At 64.8% G+C, this 18,263-nt stretch carries 18 protein-coding genes and 1 riboswitch; of the genes, 9 read left to right on the top strand and 9 right to left on the bottom strand.

Translation table 11 applies throughout. The annotated features are described in order from the left end of the window. Window positions 1–200 precede the first annotated feature (200 nt). From JVX91_RS02665 to JVX91_RS02640, 6 genes are all read right to left on the bottom strand, one after another. Window positions 201–2,279 (bottom strand): DEAD/DEAH box helicase, encoded by a 2,079-nt coding sequence (locus JVX91_RS02665; RefSeq protein WP_205337904.1) that lies wholly within the window; start codon window positions 2,277–2,279, stop codon window positions 201–203. A gap of 154 nt (window positions 2,280–2,433) precedes the next feature. Continuing rightward, entirely contained in the window at window positions 2,434–3,282 is an 849-nt protein-coding gene (metF, locus tag JVX91_RS02660) for a methylenetetrahydrofolate reductase [NAD(P)H] (RefSeq protein WP_205337903.1), read from the bottom strand. 54 nt (window positions 3,283–3,336) lie between these two features. Continuing rightward, entirely contained in the window at window positions 3,337–3,867 is a 531-nt protein-coding gene (locus JVX91_RS02655) for an HD domain-containing protein (RefSeq protein WP_205337902.1), read from the bottom strand. Window positions 3,868–3,925: 58 nt separating this feature from the next. Further along, window positions 3,926–5,335 carry an adenosylhomocysteinase gene (gene ahcY, locus JVX91_RS02650; protein WP_205337901.1) on the bottom strand — a complete coding sequence of 470 codons (1,410 nt, stop codon included), beginning with the start codon at window positions 5,333–5,335 and terminating at the stop codon, window positions 3,926–3,928. Window positions 5,336–5,357: 22 nt separating this feature from the next. After that, window positions 5,358–5,470: riboswitch (S-adenosyl-L-homocysteine riboswitch) on the bottom strand. 309 nt (window positions 5,471–5,779) lie between these two features. Beyond that, complete coding sequence (locus JVX91_RS02645; protein ID WP_024764175.1) at window positions 5,780–7,003, bottom strand: CaiB/BaiF CoA-transferase family protein; 1,224 nt, start codon at window positions 7,001–7,003, stop codon at window positions 5,780–5,782. A gap of 126 nt (window positions 7,004–7,129) precedes the next feature. Then, on the bottom strand, window positions 7,130–8,311 hold the full coding sequence (locus JVX91_RS02640) for an acyl-CoA dehydrogenase (RefSeq protein ID WP_192435917.1): 1,182 nt from the start codon (window positions 8,309–8,311) through the stop codon (window positions 7,130–7,132). 227 nt (window positions 8,312–8,538) lie between these two features. Between JVX91_RS02640 and JVX91_RS02635 the strand changes: the two genes are divergently transcribed. The 5 genes from JVX91_RS02635 to JVX91_RS02615 all read left to right on the top strand — a co-directional run bounded on the left by JVX91_RS02635 (window position 8,539) and on the right by JVX91_RS02615 (window position 12,962). Further along, a complete protein-coding gene (locus tag JVX91_RS02635; protein WP_205337900.1) occupies window positions 8,539–9,447 on the top strand; it encodes a LysR family transcriptional regulator in 909 nt (302 codons plus the stop codon). A 238-nt stretch (window positions 9,448–9,685) separates the two neighbouring features. Then, entirely contained in the window at window positions 9,686–10,093 is a 408-nt protein-coding gene (locus JVX91_RS02630; protein ID WP_169935900.1) for an acyl-CoA thioesterase, read from the top strand. A 195-nt stretch (window positions 10,094–10,288) separates the two neighbouring features. Then, window positions 10,289–11,296: an ABC transporter substrate-binding protein gene (locus JVX91_RS02625; protein WP_169935902.1), complete on the top strand. Its 1,008-nt coding sequence runs from the start codon at window positions 10,289–10,291 to the stop codon at window positions 11,294–11,296. A gap of 83 nt (window positions 11,297–11,379) precedes the next feature. Continuing rightward, window positions 11,380–12,186 carry an ABC transporter permease gene (locus tag JVX91_RS02620; protein ID WP_205337899.1) on the top strand — a complete coding sequence of 269 codons (807 nt, stop codon included), beginning with the start codon at window positions 11,380–11,382 and terminating at the stop codon, window positions 12,184–12,186. Then, complete coding sequence (locus tag JVX91_RS02615) at window positions 12,186–12,962, top strand: ABC transporter ATP-binding protein (RefSeq protein WP_205337898.1); 777 nt, start codon at window positions 12,186–12,188, stop codon at window positions 12,960–12,962. Before JVX91_RS02620 ends, JVX91_RS02615 begins: the two co-directional genes overlap by 1 nt. 10 nt (window positions 12,963–12,972) lie before the next feature. On the opposite strand, the gene JVX91_RS02610 is transcribed toward JVX91_RS02615, so the two are convergent. Together JVX91_RS02610 and JVX91_RS02605 are read right to left on the bottom strand one after the other, a co-directional pair. After that, window positions 12,973–13,953 carry a YgcG family protein gene (locus JVX91_RS02610; RefSeq protein ID WP_205337897.1) on the bottom strand — a complete coding sequence of 327 codons (981 nt, stop codon included), beginning with the start codon at window positions 13,951–13,953 and terminating at the stop codon, window positions 12,973–12,975. Beyond that, the gene (locus JVX91_RS02605) at window positions 13,950–14,564 is read right to left on the bottom strand and encodes a LemA family protein (protein WP_205337896.1); all 615 of its coding nucleotides are present in this window, start codon (window positions 14,562–14,564) and stop codon (window positions 13,950–13,952) included. The genes JVX91_RS02610 and JVX91_RS02605 overlap by 4 nt, the downstream gene beginning before the upstream one ends. Window positions 14,565–14,710: 146 nt before the next feature. Between JVX91_RS02605 and JVX91_RS02600 the strand changes: the two genes are divergently transcribed. The 4 genes from JVX91_RS02600 (at window position 14,711) to JVX91_RS02585 (ending at window position 17,673) form a co-directional block, all read left to right on the top strand. After that, window positions 14,711–15,541, top strand: a complete 831-nt coding sequence (locus JVX91_RS02600) for an EamA family transporter (protein WP_205337895.1) — start codon at window positions 14,711–14,713, stop codon at window positions 15,539–15,541. A gap of 89 nt (window positions 15,542–15,630) precedes the next feature. Further along, entirely contained in the window at window positions 15,631–16,575 is a 945-nt protein-coding gene (locus JVX91_RS02595; protein WP_205337894.1) for an OmpA family protein, read from the top strand. 99 nt (window positions 16,576–16,674) lie between these two features. Then, window positions 16,675–17,061 carry an MAPEG family protein gene (locus JVX91_RS02590; RefSeq protein ID WP_205337893.1) on the top strand — a complete coding sequence of 129 codons (387 nt, stop codon included), beginning with the start codon at window positions 16,675–16,677 and terminating at the stop codon, window positions 17,059–17,061. Between the two features lie 144 nt (window positions 17,062–17,205). Beyond that, on the top strand, window positions 17,206–17,673 hold the full coding sequence (locus tag JVX91_RS02585; RefSeq protein ID WP_205337892.1) for a cytochrome c: 468 nt from the start codon (window positions 17,206–17,208) through the stop codon (window positions 17,671–17,673). Window positions 17,674–17,769: 96 nt separating this feature from the next. Here JVX91_RS02585 and JVX91_RS02580 read toward each other — a convergent pair whose 3' ends face one another. Beyond that, window positions 17,770–18,168: a DUF1090 domain-containing protein gene (locus JVX91_RS02580; RefSeq protein ID WP_205337891.1), complete on the bottom strand. Its 399-nt coding sequence runs from the start codon at window positions 18,166–18,168 to the stop codon at window positions 17,770–17,772. Between the last annotated feature and the right edge of the window lie 95 nt (window positions 18,169–18,263).

Below are 18,263 nucleotides of genomic sequence, written 5' to 3'. Positions count from 1 at the left end.
TGTCCCCTCTCCCCCTGGGAGAGGGGACAGACTGTGCCGGCTGACGTCACGGGTTCACCCTGCACCGTACGGTCCCCTCTCCCTCTGGGAGAGGGTTAGGGTGAGGGCTGGGCCGAGCGCTGAAATACCACGTAGGAGCACACCGGCGACAAATCCCGGGCAAAAAGAAACCGCCCCGAAGGGCGGTTTCTCTTGCTGCATCAGTCGCGGTTGCGGGTCAGCAGCGCCGGGCGCTCGGTCTTGCGGCGCGGTTCCAGTTCTTCCAGCTGCTCGGCAGTGGGGAAACGGTCCGTGCGGACGAGGTCGCGCTTGTTGATCACAACCGGCTGGCGGGTCGGCTTGGCGGCGCCGTACTCGCTCGGCTCGCGCAGCGGGGCGTCGTTCATGCGGGAAGCCGGAGCCTTGCCACCGCGTTTGCGCTGGCCTGGCTTGCCCAGGCCGTTGCCGCCCTGGCCTTGGCCCTGACCGCGACCGCCGCCGTTAGGCTTCTTGGCGGCCTTGCCCTGGCCTTGCCCCTGGCCACGGTTCTGACCGTTGCTGCCCTGGCCACTGCCCTGGCTGCCTTGGCTGCTCTGACCGCCTTGGCCACGGGCGCGCTGTTGGCCCTGGTTCTGGCCTTGGCCCTGCCCCTGAGCGCCACGGCGACGCTGGCCGCGTTGCTGGTCCTTGTCCGGGAACGGGCTGACGTAGTCGGCGCGGTTGCCGAAGTTGTCGAAATCGTCGTCGAGGAACTCTTCCGGGTCGCGGTTACCGTCGGCCTCGGCCTTTGGTGCGCGAGCCGGCTTGGGCTGCTGCTGGCGGGCCTGGCCCTGCTGGTCCTGCTGCCGGGGCTGGCGAGGCTCGCGCGGCTCACGAGCCTGGGCGTTGGCGTTCGGCTGAGCGTCGCCGCCCTGACCGTCGCCTTTCTTCTTGCCACGGCCGCCGCGACGGCGGCGTTTGCCGGCGGGCTTATCGCCGTCGGCGGCTTCACCGCTGGCCGGTGCGGCAGCGCTTTGCTGTTCGTCGTCCTGCGACTGCTGCGGCTTGTCGCGATTGCGGTCCTTGCGCTCGCCACGCTTGGCCTTGTCCTTGCGCGGCTGGCGCTGGGACGCTTCCTTGGGCTCGGGCTGCTGGACTTCCGGCAGCACGGTGTCCGGGTCGAAGCCCTGCATGTCGCCATCGGGGATGCGCTGTTTGGTCAGGCGCTCGATGGCCTTGAGCAGCTTGTCCTCGTCCGGCGCCACCAGCGAGATGGCTTCACCGGTGCGACCGGCGCGGCCGGTACGACCGATGCGGTGAACGTAGTCTTCCTCGACGTTGGGCAGCTCATAGTTGACCACGTGGGGCAACTGGTCGATGTCCAGGCCGCGGGCGGCGATGTCGGTAGCGACCAGGATGCGCACTTCGTTGGCCTTGAAGTCGGCCAGGGCCTTGGTGCGCGCGTTCTGGCTCTTGTTGCCGTGGATCGCGGCGGCCGGCAGGCCGTGCTTGCTCAGGTACTCGGCGAGGCGGTTGGCACCGTGCTTGGTACGAGTGAACACCAGCACCTGTTCCCAGGCGCCCACGGTCACCAGGTGCGCCAGCAGGGCGCGCTTCTGTACGGCGGGGATGCGGAACACGCGCTGCTCGATACGCTCGACGGTGGTGTTCGGCGGGGTGACCTCGATCCGCTCCGGGTTGTGCAGGAGCTTGTTGGTGAGGTCGATGATGTCTTTCGAGAAGGTCGCCGAGAACAGCAGGTTCTGGCGCTTGGCCGGCAGCTTGGCGAGGACCTTCTTCACGTCATGGATGAAGCCCATGTCGAGCATGCGGTCGGCTTCGTCGAGGACGAGGATTTCCACGTGGGAGAGATCGACGCTGCCCTGGCCGATCAGGTCGAGCAGGCGACCGGGGCAGGCGACCAGGACGTCGACGCCCTTGGACATGGCCTGGACCTGGGGATTCATGCCGACGCCGCCGAAGATGCAGGCGCTTTTCAGCGGCAGGTCGCGGGCGTAGACCTTGAAGCTGTCATGCACCTGGGCAGCCAGCTCGCGGGTCGGAGTCAGTACCAGTACGCGGGCCTGGCGTGGGCCATGGCGGTGTTCGCGGTCCGGGTGGCCTTCGGGGAACAGGCGTTCGAGTACCGGGAGGGCGAAGCCGCCGGTTTTACCGGTGCCGGTCTGGGCGGCAACCATGAGGTCGCGGCCTTGCAGTACGGCGGGGATGGCGCGTTCCTGGACGGGAGTGGGGCGCGCGTAGCCAGCGGCTTCAACGGCGCCAGCCAGGGCCTCGGAGAGACCGAGGGAAGTAAAGGACATGCGGGGTTCCTGTAGGCCGGCGACCTGCCGGCTCGAGGGCGCGTGATTTCAAGCTCGGGGCGAGCGCTCAGCCTTGGGCTGGAAGCACTCCGCCCACGATACGCCGGCGTTGCGCTGGCCGGGATCGTGGACGGTAAGCCCGGAGCAATGATCCTCAGCGGGGGAGCTTGAGGTTGTTCCAGAGCGCCAGGCTGGGTTCAGCCTGGTTCAGGGTGTAGAAATGCAGACCGGGTGCACCGCCTTCGAGGAGGCGTTCGCACATGTCGGTGATTACCTGCTCGCCAAAGGCCTGGATGCTGGCGATGTCGTCGCCGTAGGCTTCCAGCTGCTTGCGAATCCAACGGGGGATTTCCGCGCCACAGGCGTCGGAGAAGCGGGCCAGTTTGGTGTAGTTGGTGATCGGCATGATACCCGGTACGACCGGAATACTGACACCGAGTTTCTCCGCACGCTCGACAAAATGGAAGTAGCTGTCGGCGTTGAAGAAGTATTGTGTGATGGCAGAGTCGGCGCCGGCTTTGACTTTGCGCACGAAATTGGCGAGATCATCCTCGAAATTGCGCGCTTGCGGGTGAACTTCCGGATAGGCGGCAACTTCGATGTGGAAGTGATCGCCGGTCTCGGTGCGGATGAATTCCACCAGTTCATTGGCGTAGCGCAGCTCGCCGCTGGCCATGCCCATGCCCGAGGGCAGGTCGCCGCGCAGGGCGACGATGCGGCGGATGCCGGCATCCTTGTAGTGGGCGAGCAAGGCCGAGAGCTCGGGCTTGGTGTCGCCGACGCAGGACAGGTGCGGCGCGGTCGGCACCTGTACGTCGCCATCGAGCTGCAGCACGGTGGTCAGGGTGCGGTCGCGGGTGGAGCCACCGGCACCGTAGGTGCAGGAGAAGAAGTCGGGTTTTTTCGCGGCCAGCTGGCGCGCGGTGGCCAGCAGTTTTTCATGGCCGGCTTCGGTCTTGGCGGGGAAGAACTCGAAGCTGAAGCGGCGTTCTTTCTGACTCATGGTCGTTCCTTCGGCGCCGCGTCATCGCGCAACTGCCGGCATGTGCCGTCGACTTCAGAAGTAACGGCGGTAGTTGTCTATCTTCGCGCGCAGTCGCTCGGCGCTGGGCTCGTGCGCATGGCCCAGAGCGGCCAGAATGCGCTGCGACTCCACATGGTATTCGGCGATCTTGCTCCGCGCCCAGGTCGAGGGTGGCGGCTGCAGGTTGGTGATCCGGTCGCACAGCTTGACGATGGCATATTGCGGCGCGCCGGTCGCCAGCCTTTCGAGGTAGGTATCGAAGGGCAGTTTGCCGTCTCCCACCACCTTGCTCAGTCGCTGGACGCCTTGGGCGACGAAATCGCCGAAACGCATCTGCAGTTCCTCGAAGGGCACCGAAGTGTCTTCGAGCACATCATGCAGCAGTGCAATCTGGACGGTTTCCGCCAGGCGCTCGATGGGCGCTTCGCGGTCGGCCGCCATCACTTCGTTGGCCACCATCGCCAGGTGGACCGCGTAGGGCAGCGTCGAGGCGGTCAGCGTCTGTCCGGCGTGCGCGCCTGCGGCGAAGAGCCAGGCCTGGTTGTAGCTGTCCTGCAGGTCCATGCGGTGGTCGTCCAGATGGCAAAGAGGGCAGACGATTGCTCGTCTGCCCTCTGGCACATCAGTAGCGGTAGGTGTCCGGTTTGAACGGGCCTTCCACGGTCACGCCGATGTACTCGGCCTGTTTCGGGGTCAGCTGGGTGACGACGCCACCGAAGCCTTTCACCATCTCCAGGGCCACTTCTTCGTCCAGTTTCTTCGGCAGCACTTCGACGGTCAGACGCTGGGCTTTCTTCTCGGCGGAGAGATCGGCGAACTTCTGCTCGAACAGGAAGATCTGCGCCAGTACCTGGTTGGCGAAGGAGCCGTCCATGATGCGGCTCGGGTGGCCGGTGGCGTTACCCAGGTTCACCAGGCGGCCTTCGGCCAGCAGGATCAGGTAGTCGTCATTGGCCGGATCGAAGTCGCCAGCGCCGGTGCGGTGGATCTTGTGCACCTGCGGCTTGACCTCTTCCCACGCCCAGTTCTTGCGCATGAAGGCGGTGTCGATCTCGTTGTCGAAGTGACCGATGTTGCACACCACGGCGCGCTTCTTCAGCGCTTTCAGCATGCCGGCGTCGCAGACGTTGACGTTGCCGGTGGTGGTGACGATCAGGTCGATCTTGCCCAGCAGAGCGGCGTCAACGCTGGCTTCGGTGCCGTCGTTCAGGCCGTTCTTGTAGGGGGAGACCAGCTCGAAGCCGTCCATGCAGGCCTGCATGGCGCAGATCGGGTCGATCTCGGAGACCTTCACGATCATGCCTTCCTGACGCAGCGACTGGGCGGAGCCCTTGCCCACGTCGCCGTAGCCGATCACCAGGGCTTGCTTGCCGGACAGCAGGTGGTCGGTGCCGCGCTTGATGGCATCGTTCAGGCTGTGACGGCAGCCGTACTTGTTGTCGTTCTTGCTCTTGGTCACAGCGTCGTTGACGTTGATCGCCGGGACTTTCAGGGTGCCGGCCTTGAGCATGTCGAGCAGACGGTGAACGCCGGTGGTGGTTTCCTCGGTCACGCCGTGGATGCGCTCAAGCATCTGCGGGTACTTCTTGTGCAGGATCTCGGTCAGGTCACCACCGTCGTCCAGCACCATGTTGGCGTCCCACGGCTGGCCATCTTTGAGAATGGTCTGCTCGATGCACCACTCGTATTCCTGCTCGGTCTCGCCTTTCCAGGCGAATACCGGGATGCCGGCGGCGGCGATGGCGGCAGCGGCCTGGTCCTGGGTGGAGAAGATGTTGCAGGACGACCAGCGCACTTCGGCGCCCAGGGCGACCAGGGTCTCGATGAGGACGCCGGTCTGGATGGTCATGTGGATGCAGCCCAGGATCTTTGCGCCTTTCAGCGGCTGGCTGGCGGCGTACTTGCGGCGCAGGCCCATCAGAGCCGGCATTTCGGACTCGGCGATGATCAGCTCGCGGCGGCCCCAGGCGGCCAGGGAAATGTCGGCGACTTTGAAGTCGGTGAAACCGGCAGGCGTCATGACAGCGCTCATGCGTAACTCTCCATTCGTTGTCTGCGAATGGGCGCCGTTGATGCGTTTGGCGATCGGCGGCTGCCGACCGTGACGCGCCCCATCCGAGCCTGACAAATCGAAGTGAATCGACCTGCTGCAGCGCCCCTCGGACAGGTGGCGGGAACGACCGGACAGTGCCGGCCGTTATTGAAGCTTGCGGATTATAGCCATGGCGCATGACAAGCCAAAGGCTTTTGGTCGCGTTCGCGCAGTGAGTCGCGGCCGGGATCCCCGTCGCGCCCGCGCCAGGGGCCGTGAAAACCCTGGCGCGGGCGTCGTTGCGGGGATCGGTGGCGTCCGCTGGAGCGGGCGCCGATGGTCAGTTGTAGGGCGCATAAAGCGGAACGCTTTATCCGCCGCTTCTGGCTTCAGAACCGACGGACGGCGGATAACGCTTGAGGCGTTATTCGCCCTACGGGAACGTCAAATCACGCCGCCGTCGCGCAGCTTGCCGATGGCTGCCTGGTCCAGGCCGAGCACGCCTTCGAGGATTTCCTGCGTGTGCTGGCCAAGGGTCGGCGGGGCGTTGCGGTATTCGACCGGGGTCTCGGACAGGCGGATCGGGCTGGCCACCTGCGGCACTGTGCCGGCGAGCGGATGCGGCAGGTCGACGCGCAGGCCGCGGGCGATCACCTGCGGATCGGCGAACACCTGCGCGAGATCGTTGATCGGCCCGCACGGCACGCTGGCCTGTTCCAGCACAGCGATCCACTCGGCGGTGGTACGCATCACGGTGGCCTGGCGGATCAGCGGGATCAGCACCTCGCGGTGCGCCACGCGCGCCTGGTTGGTGGCGAAGCGCTCGTCGGTGGCCCATTCCGGGTGGCCCGCCAGTTCGGCGAACTTGCGGAACTGGCCGTCGTTGCCGACGGTGAGGATCAGGTCACCGTCGGCGGTGGGGAAGTCCTGGTACGGCACGATGTTCGGGTGCGCGTTGCCCAGGCGACGCGGCGGGTTGCCGGTGGTCAGGTAGTTCAGGGTCTGGTTGGCCAGGCAGGCGACCTGCACGTCCAGCAGCGCCATGTCGATGTGCTGGCCAATGCCGCTGACATCGCGGTGGGCGAGGGCGGCGAGGATCGCAGTGGACGAGTAGAGGCCGGTGAGGATATCGGTCAGCGCGACACCCACTTTCACGGGGCCGGCGCCTTCTTCGGCGTCGGAGCGCCCGGTCAGGCTCATCAGGCCGCCCAGGCCCTGAATCATGAAGTCGTAGCCGGCGCGCTTGGCGTAGGGGCCGAACTGGCCGAAGCCGGTGATCGAGCAGTAGATCAGCTTCGGGTTCAGCGCTTTCAGCGACTCGTAGTCCAGGCCGTAGGCTTTCAGGCCGCCAACCTTGAAGTTCTCCAGCACGATGTCGGCCTTGGCGGCGAGCTCGCGCACCAGGCGCTGGCCTTCGGGCTGGGTGAAGTCGATGGTCAGGGACTTCTTGTTGCGGTTCGCTGACAGGTAATACGCCGCTTCGCTGGTGTCGCGGCCATCGGCGTCCTTGAGGAACGGCGGGCCCCAGGCGCGGGTGTCGTCGCCGCTGCCGGGACGCTCGATCTTGATCACTTCCGCGCCGAGGTCGGCGAGGATCTGCCCGGCCCAGGGGCCGGCGAGAACGCGGGAGAGGTCGAGGACACGGATGTGCGAAAGGGCGCCGGACATGCAATCACCTGCAGCTTGGATAGGGGCGGGGAGGACGCGGTGCGGGGACTCCACGGTCCTCCCCGGGGCCTCTCGGGCGAGAGGTAAAGCGTGCGCTGACCCGGGAGGGCCAGCGCGAGGCATTACTTAGAAGAACGCCTGGATGCCGGTCTGGGCGCGGCCGAGGATCAGCGCGTGGACGTCGTGGGTACCTTCGTAGGTGTTGACCACTTCCAGGTTGACCAGGTGGCGGGCCACACCGAACTCGTCGGAGATGCCATTGCCGCCGAGCATGTCGCGGGCCAGGCGGGCGATGTCCAGGGCCTTGCCGCAGCTGTTGCGCTTCATGATCGAAGTGATTTCGACGGCAGCAGTGCCTTCGTCCTTCATCCGGCCCAGGCGCAGGCAGCCTTGCAGGGCGAGGGCGATGTCGGTCTGCATGTCGGCCAGCTTCTTCTGGATCAGCTGGTTGGCAGCCAGCGGGCGGCCGAACTGCTTGCGGTCCAGGGTGTATTGGCGAGCGGTGTGCCAGCAGGCTTCGGCGGCACCCAGGGCACCCCAGGAGATACCGTAGCGGGCGGAGTTCAGGCAGGTGAACGGACCACGCAGGCCGCGCACGTCCGGGAAGGCGTTTTCTTCCGGGCAGAACACGTTGTTCATCACGATCTCGCCGGTGATCGAGGCGCGCAGGCCGACCTTGCCGTGGATCGCCGGGGCGGACAGGCCTTCCCAGCCTTTTTCCAGGACGAAGCCGCGGATCTGGCCTTCGTCATCCTTGGCCCAGACCACGAAGACGTCGGCGATCGGGCTGTTGGTGATCCACATCTTGGCGCCGGTCAGGCGGTAGCCGCCGTCGACTTTCTTGGCGCGGGTGATCATCGAGCCCGGGTCGGAGCCGTGGTCCGGCTCGGTCAGGCCGAAGCAGCCGATGTATTCGCCGCTGGCCAGTTTCGGCAGGTATTTCTGCTTGGTGGCTTCGTTGCCGAATTCGTTGATCGGCACCATCACCAGGGAGGACTGCACGCTCATCATCGAGCGGTAGCCGGAATCGATGCGCTCGACTTCGCGGGCGATCAGGCCGTAGCACACGTAGTTCAGGCCGCTGCCGCCGTATTGTTCGGGGATGGTCGCGCCGAGCAGGCCGGTTTCGCCCATCTCGCGGAAGATCGCAGGGTCGGTCTGCTCGTGGCGGAAGGCTTCCAGCACGCGCGGGGCCAGCTTGTCCTGGGCGAACTGCTGGGCGCTGTCGCGCACCATGCGCTCTTCTTCGGTGAGTTGCTGATCCAGCAGCAGCGGATCTTCCCAGTTGAAGCTTGCTTTGGTCGCCATGGAGAACCTCGAACGCAGACGGTGAATGACCCGCACAAGTCTAGGCGGGCTCGGTGTGGGCCATCCTAGTCAGCCGTCGGGAAGCCGGGCAACCGACTAATTCGCACGCTGTTGTGCTATTTTGTCAATCCGTAATCGCTTGGCTGTTGCTGGATTTTGCCTGTTCGCCTCTATTTCAGGCCTTTTTGGCGATTCCTGCGCATCACGATATTCCGAAGAGGCATTCGATGCGACGCAAGATCCCGACCACCGCGGCGCTGGTCGCCTTCGAGTCCGCCGCCCGTCATGAGAGCTTTACCAAGGCTGCCGACGAGCTGTCGCTGACCCAGAGCGCCATCTGCCGGCAGATCGCCACGCTGGAGGAGTTCCTCGGCGTCGAGCTGTTCCGCCGCTCGCGGCGCGGGGTGAAGCTGACCGAGGCCGGGCTGAATTACAGCCGCCGCGTCGCCCAGCGCCTGGACGCCGTGGAGCGCGACACCCTGGCGGTGATGGGCCAGCAGGGCGGCGGTACCCTGGAACTCGCAGTGGTGCCGACCTTTGCGACGCAATGGCTGCTGCCACGGCTGAAGGACTTCAAGCGCCTGCACCCGGAAGTCACGGTGAACATGACCAACCGCACTCGGCCCTTCCTGTTCGCCGACACCGAGTTCGACGCGGCGCTGTATTTCGGCGACGGCGTGTGGTCCGGCACGGTGGCCAACTTCCTCATGCACGAGAATCCGGTGCCGGTGTGCTCACCGGAATTGCTGGATGGCCGCACCGAGCTGTCCGCCGTGCAGATCGCCGAGTTGCCGCTGATGCAACAGACCACCCGGCCCTACGCCTGGCGCCAGTGGTTCGGTTCGCTCGGGATGAGCGTGGCGCACGACATGAGCGGCACGCGCTACGAGCTGTTCTCCATGCTCGCCCAGGCGGCGATGCACGGCATGGGCGTGGCGCTGATCCCGCCGATGCTGATCCAGCACGAGTTGGCGGATGGGCGGCTTATCGTGCCGATGCAACATGCCTATTTGAGCGAAAATGCCTATTACCTGATGATTCCCGAGCGCAAGGTGGAATCGGCGACCCTGGGCGCTTTCCGCGACTGGCTGGTCGACGAGGCGGCGCAGTACCGCGCCGAAGCCGGGCTCGGCTGAACATCTGCTGCGCGTCGGCATAACTGCGTTGGAAACAGGCTGAAAAATGCTCATTTACAGAACGTAAACTCCGCTTTTTCAGCCTGTTTCCGCCTTGTTCTGCTCTAGCTCGCAAGATGTTGAACAGGTCTGAGTCATGGCAAGTTATCTGGCACCGGCCGGGTCCAGACTTGCATAGCCGGCGGGGCTTTCCCCGTCATCGCGCTCACGAGGCGCAACCTCCCAAGAAGGAGCTTCCATGAATTTCCACACCCGCAAATGGGTCAAGCCTGAAGACCTCAACCCGAACGGCACCCTGTTCGGCGGCAGCCTTCTGAAATGGATCGACGAAGAGGCGGCGATCTACGCCATCATCCAGCTGGGCAACCAGCGCGTGGTCACCAAGTTCATCTCGGAGATCAATTTCGTCAGTTCCGCGCGCCAGGGTGACATCATCGAGCTGGGCATCACCGCCACCGAGTTCGGCCGCACCTCGATCACCCTGACTTGCGAGGTGCGCAACAAGATCACCCGCAAGAGCATCCTCACGGTCGACAAGATGGTCTTCGTGAACATCGGCCCCGATGGCCAACCGGCGCCCCACGGTCGCACCGAGATCAAGTACATCAAGGACCAGTTCAAGGACGACGCCATTCCCCAGCCCTGATGGCTGGCTCGCCAAGGTGATTGCCAGCGTGCCCGGAGCCAAGCCGAACCGCGGCGAAAACCTTTGCATTTGCGTCGATTGAATGTGAGCCTGTGCCCGCCCACGGCGGGCATGGGCCGACGCAAGCTCCCCGCCGATCCAGCAGTGCTCCATTCCCAGAGAATGCCGCTGCAAAACAATGACCGGGGAGAGACCATGCACACCACCTTCGCATCCGCACTGCGCCAACTGGCCGTCGCCACCTGCGCCAGCCTGCTGCTGGCCGGCGCCGCGCACGCCGCCGCGATCAAGGCCGACACCAAGCCTGAGGCCGGCACCTTCAAGATGGGCATGCAGCCCTGGCTGGGCTACGGCCAGTGGTACGTCGCCGAGCAGGCCGGCGCCTTCAAGGCCAACGGCCTGGAGCAGGTCGAGCTGGTCAACTTCACCGAAGACAAGGACATGAACGCCGCCCTGGCCAGCGGCCAGATCGATGGCGGCAACCTCGCTACCCACACCGCCATGGCCATGGTCGCCGCCGGCCTGCCGGTGAAGATCGTCCTGCTGCTGGACCAGAGCACCAGCGCCGACGCGCTGATCGTCGACCCGTCGATCAAGACCCTGACCGACCTCAAGGGCAAGCAGGTCGCCTATGAAGAAGGCACCACCAGCGACATCCTCCTGCACAGCGCCCTGCGCAAGGCCGGCCTGACCATCGCCGACGTGCAGCCGGTGCCGATGCCCGCCGCCAACGCCGGCAGCGCGCTGATCGCCGGCCAGGTCCCGGCCGCCGTCACCTACGAGCCGTACCTGTCCGCCGCCAAGCAGCAGAACCCCAAGGTCAACCTGCTGTACAAGGGCTCGGATGACCCGGGCATCATCAGCGACGTGTTCGTGGTGCGCGACGAGGTGCTGAAGGAGCGTCCCGGCCAGGTGCTGGCGCTGATCAAGAGCTGGGAAGCCGGTCTCAAGCACTACAACGAGAAGAGCGCCGAAGGCCGCGCCGCCATCGCCAAGGGTGTGGGTGCCGACGAGTCCGAACTGACCAGCGCTTTCGACGGCGTGCACTTCTACTCGGTGAAAGAGAACCAGGCCGAGCTGAAGGGCGCCTTCCAGAAGGGCTCGTTCGAGCACATCCAGAAAGCCGCCAGCGAAGCTGGCATCCTGCAGCAACCGGTGACCCCGGCGCAGGCCATCGACGCGCGCTTCGTCGAGGCACTCTGATCCTCTGATGCCTTGATCTTTTGATACATGGCGCGCGCCGGCCCCGAGCCGGCGCGCGTCTTTCTCCGTTCGACGAGCCCGACATGAAAGCCCGCAAATGCAACCCGCTGTTCACCATCGGCAAGCCGATCGCGCAGCGCCATTTCCTGCTTATCGGCGGCGCCGTGTTCGTCCTGCTGGCGCTGCTCTGGTGGCTGGCCGGCGCCAGCGGCGCGGTGCCGAAGATATTCCTGCCGGCGCCCGGCGACGTCTGGGCGCGCATGCTCAAGCTGGCCGCCGATGGCACGCTGTGGTCGGACCTCAAGGTCAGCGTGTACCGTATCGCCGTGGCCTTCCTAGTGTCCTCGGTGATGTCCATCGTGATCGGCGTGTTCGCCGGCTGCTACGGCTTCTGGAAGGCCGCCACCGAGCCGCTGGTGGACTTCGTGCGCTACATGCCGGTGGTCGCCTTCGTCCCGCTGACCATCCTCTGGGCCGGCACCAGTGACTTCCAGAAATTCCTCATCATCTGGATCGGCACCTTCTTCCAGCAGGTGCTGATGGTGATGGACGCGATCAAGCGCGTGCCGGCGGACTTCGTCGGCCTCGGCCGCACCCTCGGCATGCCGGATCGCCGCATCCTCCTGAAGATCGTCCTGCCCAGCGCATTGCCGGGTATCTGGGACGCCCTGCGGATCAGTCTCGGCTGGGCCTGGACCTGGCTGGTGCTGGCCGAGCTGGTGGCCGCGACTTCGGGCCTGGGCTACCGCATCACCGTGTCCCAGCGCTTCTTCCAGACCGACACCATCATCGGCTACATCCTGCTGCTCGGCTTCCTCGGCCTGATCACCGACCAGGCCATGCGCGCTGGCGAGAAGGTCCTGTTCCGCTACAACCGGAGGCGCAACTGATGGCGACTTTGGAAATCTCCGGCCTGAACAAGAGCTTCGCGGTCGGCAAGGAGCGCCGTGAGGTGCTGCGCAACATCGACCTGACGCTGGCGGACAACGAGTTCGTCTCCATCGTCGGCACCTCCGGCTGCGGCAAGAGCACGCTGTTGTCCATCGCTGCCGGCCTGGAAGACTTCGACAGCGGCAGCGTGAAGGTCGACGGCGTGCCGATCACCGGGCCCGGCCTGGACCGTGGCGTGGTGTTCCAGTCCTACACGCTGCTGCCCTGGCTCACTGCGCGGCAGAACGTCGAGTTCGCCCTCAAGGCCGCTGGCCTGTCCCGTGCGCAATGCCGCGAAATCGCCGACGAACACCTGGAGCTGGTGAAGCTGACGAAGTTCGCCGAGGCCTATCCGAACGAGTTGTCCGGCGGCATGAAACAGCGCGTGGCGATTGCCCGCGCACTGTCGTACCGGCCGAAAATCCTGCTGATGGACGAACCCTTCGGCGCGCTGGACGCGATGACCCGCCATCAGATGCAGGAGCTGCTCACGCGCATCTGGGAAACCCACCGGCTGACGGTGATGTTCGTCACCCACGACGTGGAAGAGGCGGTCTACCTGTCTGATCGCATCGTGGTGATGGGGCTCGGGCCGGGGCGGATCAAGACCACCTTCGACGTGAAACTCGGCCGCCCGCGCCACGAGGACATGGCCGCCAGCGCCGAGTTCATCGACCTGCAGCGCCAGGTGCTGCGCTCGATCCGCGAGGAAGAGCAGGGCGTCGCCGCCCTCTGAGGGCTCTGGATTACCAGCGGCCGGAGGCCCCGCCGCCGCCGCTGGAACCACCGCCGCCACGGAAGCCACCGCCACCGCCGCCTCCACGCCCGCCGCGGCCGATCGAGCTGATGATCGTCATGAGCAGTTGCAGCACGCCCATGGTCAGCCACATCGGCGGCAGGAAGAAGATGTACAGCACCAGCGGGATCGAGAAGGCGCCAATCATCTGTTGTTGCAGCGCTTCGGGATTAGCCTCGCTGAACAGCAGCACGCCGGCAGCAATACCGCCGACCAATACGCTGCACAGTAGGTAGCGGCCCATGCTGCGCTGGCGCATCCACGACACCGGCAGCAGCATGCCCAGCAGCGGCACGCCGACCAGCAGGCCCAGCATTGCCGCCAGGCGGGTGGGCGGGATTTCCTCGGCAGCGGTCGCGTTGCGGTTCGAGTAAGCGTCGCTGTAGTTCTCCGCCGGACCGGTTCGAGGCAGCTCGTCATCGGAGCTGTCCGGGGTGGCGGCGTTAACCGGGGGCTCGATCAGCGCGATCAGGCTGTTCACGCCGGCCTGGATACCGCCAGCGAAGTCACCCTTCTGGAAGAAGGGCACGATCTGTTCGCGAATGATCCGCCCGGCCTGCACGTCGGTGATGGTGCCCTCCAGCCCGTAGCCGACTTCGATGCGCAGCGTACGGTCATTCTTGGCGATCACCATCAGTACGCCGTCGTCCACGCCTTTGCGGCCCAGCTTCCACTGCTCGAAGGCGCGCACCGCGTAGTCCTCGATGCTGTCCTCGCCAGTGGTGGGGACTAGAAGTACGGCGATTTGCGCGCCCTTGCGTTGCTCCAGGCCGGCGAGCTGGTTTTCCAGCTGCGTGCGCTGCCCGGCATCGAGCGTCTGGGTGAGGTCGGTGACGCGGGCGCTGAGCGGCGGGATGGCCACCGGCGCCGCCTGCAGCATGACCGCCCAGCACAGCAGCAGGGCGGCCAGCAGCCAACGCGGCAGGGTCATTGCGCGGGTTGCGCCGGCGCGTTGCCGAAGTCCACCTTAGGCGCGGTGGAGATCGCAGCTTCGTTCTCCACGCTGAAGTTGGCCTTGGGCTGGTAGCCGAAGATTTTCGCGGTGATCACCTGCGGGAACTGGCGAATCATCACGTTGTACTCCTGCACCGCTTTCACGTAGCGGCCGCGGGCGACGGTGATGCGGTTCTCGGTGCCTTCGAGCTGGGTCAGCAGGTCCTTGAACAGGCCGTCAGCCTTGAGCTGCGGGTAGTTCTCGGTGACCACCAGCAGGCGCGAGAGCGCCGAGCTGAGTTCGCCCTGGGCCTGCTGGAAGCGCTTCACTGCCGCTTCGTCGCCCAGTTGGTCGGCATTGAGCGTGGTGCTGCCCACCTTGGCGCGGGCCTCGGTCACCTGGGTCAGCACGGCGGCTTCATGGGAGGCGTAGCCCTTCACGGTGCTCACCAGGTTGGGGATGAGGTCGGCGCGACGCTGGTACTGGTTGAGCACTTCCGACCAGGCGGCCTTCACCTGCTCGTCGCCGGCCTGCATGGCGTTGTAGCCGCAGCCGGAGAGGAGGGTGACGAGGATGTAAGCGGTCAGGAACTTGAACAGGCGTGGCATGGCAGGCGCTCGTGCTGGCGAAAAGGCCCAGTCTAGGCCAGTTCCGGCCGATGGGTCATACGGAAGTGTCCGAAACAGCTCACGCTTGCCGGCAACGGGGTGGCTCGGGGTAGAATCATCCTGGTCTATACCAGGAGTTCGTTTTCGTGCTCGCCACTACCCTGGTGCTGCTGGCCGCCCTGCTGCACGCCACCTGGAACACCCTCGTCAAATTCAGCAATGACCGCCTGCTGGTGGTTGCCTGCATGGATATGGTCGGCCTGGCCGCGGCGCTGGTCCTGCTGCCCTGGATCGAGATACCGCCCGCGGAAGTCTGGCCCTGGCTGCTGGCCGCCGTGGCGTTGCAACTGGTCTACCGCGTGTTGCTGATCCAGGCCTACAAGGTCGGCGACCTGGGGCTCGTCTACCCGCTGATGCGCGGCCTGTCACCGCTGGTAGTGCTGGCGCTGACCCTGACATTCGGCGGTGAGCACCTCACCGACAAGCAGATCATTGGCATCCTGCTCATCCCCATCGGCATGCTGTTCCTGCTCAAGGGCGGCGGCGGGTCGAAGCTGCCGTGGATCGCTTTCCCCACTGTGCTGCTGATGGGCTTGTGCATCGGCAGTTACACCTGGACCGACGGCAACGCGCTGAAGCTCTGGCCGCACCCGCTGGACTACCTGGTCTGGCTTTCGCTGCTGTCGGGCCTGCCGTTCCCGCTGGTGGCGCTGTTCGGGCGCACGCGCGCCTTTGCCAAGTTCTGGATCAACGACTGGAAGCTCGGGCTGAGCGTCGGCTTCTGCGTGCTGCTCAGCTACGGGTTGGTGCTCTGGGCCATGCAGCTGGGCTCCATCGCCGAGGCCGCCGCGCTGCGCGAGACCAGCGTGCTGCTGGTGGTGCTGTTTGGCATGCGCTTCCTCAAGGAACCCTTCGGCCTGCCGCGCCTGGCGGCCTGTACGCTCGTTCTTTTTGGCATATTGCTGATGAAGTTGTAGGGGGCTTCCCTTAAGTAGAGAGGGCTATTGGGAGGGGGAGCGTGAGTTGGTAAAAGGCGACTCACCTCCTCAAGCCGAAGGTTTTTCCAGTGCGCTACTTACTCTGTTCGTTCGCTCTGCTGGGCACCATGTCTGCCGCACAGGCTGCCGATGTCGAAGGCTCGGTCGACCATCCACTGATCGGGCGATTTGCCGGAGCGGAAATCGCTCGCTACCAGCAAGTCGATTTCGACGAGGTGTCGCTGCCCAAGGGCAAGATTGGCGATCTGAAAAACCTTCCCGACGATGCCGTGTTGAAGCTGGAAGGGCGGATTACCGCTATTGATTACCGAATCCCTGGGCAAAAGAGCGCGCTGGAAGTGTTGCGCAATTATCAACAGGCGACCGGCGCTAAGGGATTTGAAACGCTTTTCGAATGTCAGGGGTATGACGAGTGCGGGGACTCCGTGACCAACCTGCTGAGGCGGTCTGGGCCCGCAGTGAATTTCGATGCAAACATTTACAGTGACAGCCGACTGATTTTGAGCAAACGCCAAGCCTCGGACGGTGACAGCTATCTGTTGCTGATCGCCAGGCGCAATGTCGACCGAGGGGACACCGAGGTGTTTCAGGAGGTCGTCGATGTCCAGCCGATGGCGCAGAACCAGATCAAGCTCGAAGAGTCCTCCGAGCTGAAAAAAAATCTCGATGCTGCCGGCAGGGTCGCGGTCTATGGCGTGCATTTCGACTCCGGCAAGACTGAGATCAAGCCAGAGTCCAAAGCCACCCTCGAGCAGATCGCCAAACTGCTCAAGGATAATCCGGAGCTGAAGGTCTACATCGTTGGGCACACCGATAACACGGGCTCGCTCGACGGCAATCTCGACCTCTCGAAGCGGCGTGCGGATGCGGTAGTCCAGGCGCTAGGCAGCGGCTACGGTGTTGCTGCCGAGCGCCTTGCGGCCTACGGTGTCGCTTCGCTGTCCCCAGTCGCCAGCAATACCGAAGAAACCGGGCGGACACTCAATCGTCGCGTCGAGATCGTTTTGCGCTGAATCATTGACCGTGCTGTCGCCTCTGCCGGCTGCACGGTCAAGGACGCTTCTGGTTAGAGTGTCTAACCTACGCGCTTCCCCCTCCACGAGATCTGGGCCATGCCAATCGCTTTCTGGTGCGTATTGATCGCGTTCTTCCTGCCCTACGTGGGCACCAGCATCGCCAAGTTCACCGGCGGCGGTTTCGGCCCCCGGCAGAACCATGATCCGCGCACCTTCCTCGCCAGCCTGGAGGGTTACCGCAAGCGCGCCAACGCCTTCCAGATGAACAGCTTCGAAGTGACCCCGGCCTTCGCCGCGGCGGTGATCATCGCCTACGTGGTGAACAACGCCGAGCCCGCCACCATCGACCGCCTGGCCATCGCCTGGGTCACCAGCCGCCTGCTCTATCTGATCTTCTACATCGCCGACCTGGCGATGCTGCGCTCGCTGGCATGGTTCCTCGGCATGGCGCTGATCATCGCGATCTTCGTCGTTTCCGCCTGATCCGACGCTGTCTGAACGGCAGCTGAACGAATGGCGTGGCGCTGCGGCGGATGGCCGCAGCGACCGGCGTGCGGTCTGGATCATTCGGGGAACGGGGCGGATAATCCGGCGCTTCCGTGTCCAGCCGTCCTACAAGAGTCCCCCATGAAGTTGAAGACCCTGCTCGTTCTGCTGCTTGCCGGTACGGCGCTCGCCGGCTGTCATCGCCTGGACCCCAACTCGCCGGAGTACAAGCGCCAGGCGGTGTTCAAGGAAATGCTCAAGACCAGCGAGGACATGGGCGGCATGCTGCGCGGCCGTATTCCCTTCGATGCGGACAAGTTCCGTGCGAACTCGGCCAAGCTGGGTGAACTGGCGGACAAGCCCTGGCAGTACTTCCCGACCACCCAGCCGCCGGCTGACAAGGTGGAAAGCGACGACACCCGCGCCAAGGCGGAAATCTGGCAGCGCCAGCTGGAGTTCCAGGCCGACGCCAAGACCTTCGAGCAGGCCGTCCGCGCCCTGGGCGAAAACACCCGCCAGGTAGCGCCGACGCCTGAGAGCGTGCGCAAGGACTTCGCCGCGGTGGAAGACGCCTGCGAAGCCTGCCACAAGAAATTCCGCGCGCTCTGACGCGCGCGCTTTTGTAGGAGCGGATCTTATCCGCGAAGCTTTCAGACCGATCTATCGATCGGATCGCGGATAAGATCCGCTCCTACAGCGAGACGCTTACTCTTCCAGTTCGCGCTTGGCCTGCTCCAGCTCGGCGCGGGCCTCGGCCAGCTTGTCCTTGCGCTTCTCGATCTTCTCGGCGTCACCCTTGTTCATTGCCTTGCGCAGATCCTTCTCGCGCTGGGCAACTTCCTTCTCGGCATCCAGCACGTTCTGCTTGCGCTCCTGCGTGAGGCTGGCGTCGGTGCAATAGGTCTTCACCTTTTCCAGGGCGGTCTGCAGGCCGGCGACGCGGTTGCCGTTGCCCTGGGCCTTGGCCTGTTCGAGCTGGGTTTCGATGGCGGCGCGCTTGGCGGCACAGCCGGTCAGCGGTTGCCCGGCCGCATCGGCGGCGAGCAGCGGGCTGGCGCAGCCAAGGGCGAGGAGGGCGGCCGTCAGGGCAGAGCTTCGGAACATTTTCGGAATCCTTGGTTACCAAACACTATGACGTTGGAGTCAACGGCTAGAGTTTGCCATGGACGGGCGGCGTAGGGGCTGCCTCAGGACAATTG

Origin of the sequence: Pseudomonas sp. PDNC002 (genome assembly GCF_016919445.1) — a bacterium.
Classification (GTDB): domain Bacteria; phylum Pseudomonadota; class Gammaproteobacteria; order Pseudomonadales; family Pseudomonadaceae; genus Pseudomonas.
Note: the sequence above shows the minus strand (reverse complement) of the source record. Positions and strands in the feature narration are given on the sequence as shown.